Genomic DNA, 3,570 nt, shown 5'->3' on the forward strand with positions numbered 1-3,570 from the left:
CGAGAGTACACTGGGTGCCGCCAGCATGGCACCGTCAGGATCTTCCTCCCTGACATCATCCACAAACCCTTCGTCAGTGATATCACAGATAATCAGCGGCTTACCCTCTTCAACAACTTTGCCAGAAATCCCCTTGCCCAGAGCCAGGCTGTAGTATTGTGAATAGAGCGGGTCCAGACCGGTGGCCACCTTTGCCTGCAAGGTTGTGCCTGACTTGTCCAGCAATAATATATAGCCACGACGTGCCCGCAAACGCTCGGTAACCAGTTCTACCAGCTTTTTCATGATCTCCGGCACACTGAAGGTTGACATAAGCGCCGCGCTGATCTGGTTGGCTGATTTCATCATCTCCAATGTATCCTGCAATCCATTGTTTTTTCTGGTCAGTTCACCCAACAGATGCGCTCTTTTACGCAACTGTTCCTTTTTTTCAAGGGCCTTTTCGATCACATTATACAGCACGCTTTCATCATCCAGCGGCATGACAATGTAGTCATAGGCGCCGTGACGCAGCGCCTTGATGATGTTGTAACTTGAGTCATTGGAGGTGAGGATAATAATATCTATCTCTGGTTTATGACGTTTGAAGAGCTTCATCATATTGAAACAGCTCATGCCGGAAAGCATAAGACCGGTCAGCACCAGATCAAAATCCTGCTCCTTGAACAGCGGAATCGCCTCTTCAGCCGATGCGGTAACAGAGACCAGATAGCCTTGCGCCTCAAGGATATCTACGAAAATGCTGCCGTTTGCCAGTGAATCGTCAACGACCAGAATATTTGCCGGTAATGCCATGGGTAAGCTCCAAACTTTTTTCACAAATAGAGATCGGATAGTACGGTATGGAGTGTGAAAAAACAACCGCAACCTTTTGAGTAAATTCTTGACAGATGAACTGTTTCTTGGCATCTGTCACAGACACTTTCATACACGAATGGAAGCGAGGAAGAGGGGTTAAAGGCCCCCGCTGCCCCGCAGCCGTAAAGGGAACGAACGTCCAACCCAAGTTAGTACCGGTTTCAGTTCAAGGATGATGGCAAGACGGCAAGGAGGAGGCGACGAAGGCGTACTAGCAAAGTACGTTGAGGAAGCCGACAACGAAGCCAACGCAGCCAGCGCCTTGAAATGGAAGCGGAAGGGTACAGCCACTGGGAAACTGGGAAGGCGGACAAGTAGGTCGCCCTGAGCCGGAACACCGCTCCATTCGCACGCTTCGGGGGAGGCAACTCATGTACAATCAGCAGCAATCCGCGCAATTTCTATCAATAATTCCAGTTTATAAGCCATGACACCACCGTTACCCGCCACCATGCAGGCGGTCTCTGTAGCTGAGATCGGCTCGTTTCAGTTTGAGCAGCGTCCGGTTCCCCAACCGGGACCGGGTGAGGTGCTGCTGCGCGTGACCGTTACCGGACTCTGCCGGACTGATCTGAAGATCATCCAGGTTGGACATCGCGATCTGCTGCTGCCCCGCATCCCCGGCGAAGAGGTGGTGGGTGAGGTGGTGGCGCTGGGGCCGGGATGCGACGACACAACTCTTTTGCATAAGCGTGTCTACGTCTACCCTGGTGAATGGTGCGGCAGCTGCCCGGCCTGCCGGTCAGGCGCTGAAAACCTCTGCCGTTTCATGCGGATCATGGGCTTCCACCGCGATGGCGGGTTTGCCGGTTACGTGGTTGCCCCGCTTAAAAGCTTGATTCCGCTACCGGAAGGATTGAGCGATGAGCAAGCGGTCTTTGCTGAGCCGCTCTCCTGTTGCCTGAATGCGCTGGAGCTGGCCCGGCTGGCCCCCTTTGAGAACATTGCCATCTGGGGCGGCGGTCCGGCAGGACAGTTGCTGGCCCGCGCCGCAATCGCCTACGATGCCCTGCCCACGGTGATTGAACCTGATCAGGCCAGACGAGAACTGGCCCATGGCCTGGCTGAGCCGCCTGAGCAGCTGTTCGATGTCTGCGTGGTGGCAGTTGGCAACAATGAAGCCTATCACCAGGCCCTGGCACATCTGGCCCCCCGTGGCAGGCTGGTGGTCTTTTCCGGCCTCTCAAAGGAAACTCCCGCTATCACTACTGATTTCAACCAGCTGCACTACCTGGAACAGACCGTTGTGGGGGCCTACGGCTGCTGTTATCGCCACGGCAGACAAGCCATCAATCTGCTGCAGTCCGGCAGACTTGAGGTGCGGGATCTGATCAGCCACCGTTTGCCGCTGTCCCGACTGGCTGAAGCCCTGGAGCTAGTTGCCAGCCGCCAATGTATGAAGATTCACCTTTACCCGGAGGCGTAAGGTATGGAGCCGATGACCCCAGAACAGTTTGGTGGGCAGATCCAGAGCTTGATTCAAAAACAGCACCTGACCAGGGAGCAGTCCTACCGGATGTTCCGTGAGCTGATGCTGGATCAGCAGAGTCCGTTGCAGCAGGGGGCTTTTCTGGCTGCCCTGACCGCCAAAGGTGAGACCATTGATGAGATTGCCGGGGCCTGGCAGGCCATTGACGAATGTGACACGGTTCATCCCGAAGGCCTGCCGGACCGGCTGTTTGAGAACTCCGGCACCGGTATGGACGGCTTCAAGACCTTTAACGTCAGCAGCGCCGCTGCCATTATAGGGGCAGCCAACGGCCTGAACATGGCGCGCCACGGGGCGCGGGCCATCACCTCACGCTGCGGCACCGTGGATATTATGGAGGCGATGGGGGTTGATGTGGAATGTGCCCCAACACAGGTGGCCGACAGCATCCGCCAGGCCGGAATCGGCCTGTTCAACGGCATGTCTCCGGCTATTCACCCCGGCGGGCTGGGCCGGATTCTCTCCCAGATCCGCTTCGGCTCTACCCTTAACATTGCGGCATCACTGGCCAACCCGGCCCGTCCCCGCCAGGCGGTGCGAGGCGTCTACAGCAAACCGCTGGTCGCCACCACCGCTGCAGTCATGGCCCAGATCGGCTACCAACACGGCATGGTGGTCCATGGTATTGATCAGGCCAGCGGCCTGGGTATGGATGAGCTTTCCATCAGCGGCCCCTCCACCATCTGCCGCTTCCATGGCGAACAGCAGGAGCAGTTCAGCATCGTTCCTGAAGATATCGGGCTGGTCTGCCAACGTGGCGATGAGATTGCCGCCTGCAGCACACGGGAAGAAGAGATCCGCCGTTTCATGCAGGTGATTAGCGGGACCGGTCGTTTTGGCGCCTGTGAAGAATTTGTCAGCCTGAATGCCGGTGCGCTGCTCTGGACCGCAGGCAAGGCCGCTGATCTGAAACAGGGAGTAGACATGGCCCAGGCAACTCTGGGAAGCGGGGCAGCCCTGAACAAGTTGCAGCAATGGGTTGCCTGCCAAAACAGCCATGTTGAGGCCGGGCTGGAGCGGTTTGAACGGTTGAAAAAAGGAGTCTGTAATGCTTAGAAAATCATTCTTGTTACTGCTTGTTATGCTCTCCTCTGCCCTGCCATTGCAGGCAGCCGATCTGCTGATTCCCCGTGAGCTGGGCGCAACCGCACAGGTACTGAAGACCGAGCAAGACGGCCTCTGGGAAAAGAGCCCGATTGTACGCTTGAATGAGCGGCGTCACC

Annotated in this window: 3 protein-coding genes; 2 read left to right on the top strand and 1 reads right to left on the bottom strand. The window is 56.5% G+C overall.

Translation table 11 applies throughout. The features are described 5' to 3' along the window. A partial coding sequence (locus tag OEL57_RS15325) for a response regulator (RefSeq protein ID WP_300741653.1) occupies window positions 1–795 on the bottom strand: 795 nt, incomplete at its 3' end. A gap of 490 nt (window positions 796–1,285) precedes the next feature. On the opposite strand from OEL57_RS15325, the gene OEL57_RS15330 reads away from it, so the two are divergent. Together OEL57_RS15330 and trpD are read left to right on the top strand one after the other, a co-directional pair. After that, window positions 1,286–2,284 (top strand): zinc-dependent alcohol dehydrogenase, encoded by a 999-nt coding sequence (locus tag OEL57_RS15330; RefSeq protein WP_300741654.1) that lies wholly within the window; start codon window positions 1,286–1,288, stop codon window positions 2,282–2,284. A gap of 3 nt (window positions 2,285–2,287) precedes the next feature. Further along, a complete protein-coding gene (trpD, locus tag OEL57_RS15335; protein ID WP_300741656.1) occupies window positions 2,288–3,403 on the top strand; it encodes an anthranilate phosphoribosyltransferase in 1,116 nt (371 codons plus the stop codon). Window positions 3,404–3,570 lie beyond the last annotated feature (167 nt).

The sequence above is a fragment of the Trichlorobacter sp. genome, assembly GCF_030247655.1.
Lineage (GTDB): Bacteria > Desulfobacterota > Desulfuromonadia > Geobacterales > Pseudopelobacteraceae > Trichlorobacter.

Coding starts and splice junctions, on each gene's coding strand:
- OEL57_RS15330 (WP_300741654.1), top strand. CDS start 1,286: ATGACACCACCGTTACCCGCCACCATGCAGGCGGTCTCTGTAGCTGAG.
- trpD (WP_300741656.1), top strand. CDS start 2,288: ATGGAGCCGATGACCCCAGAACAGTTTGGTGGGCAGATCCAGAGCTTG.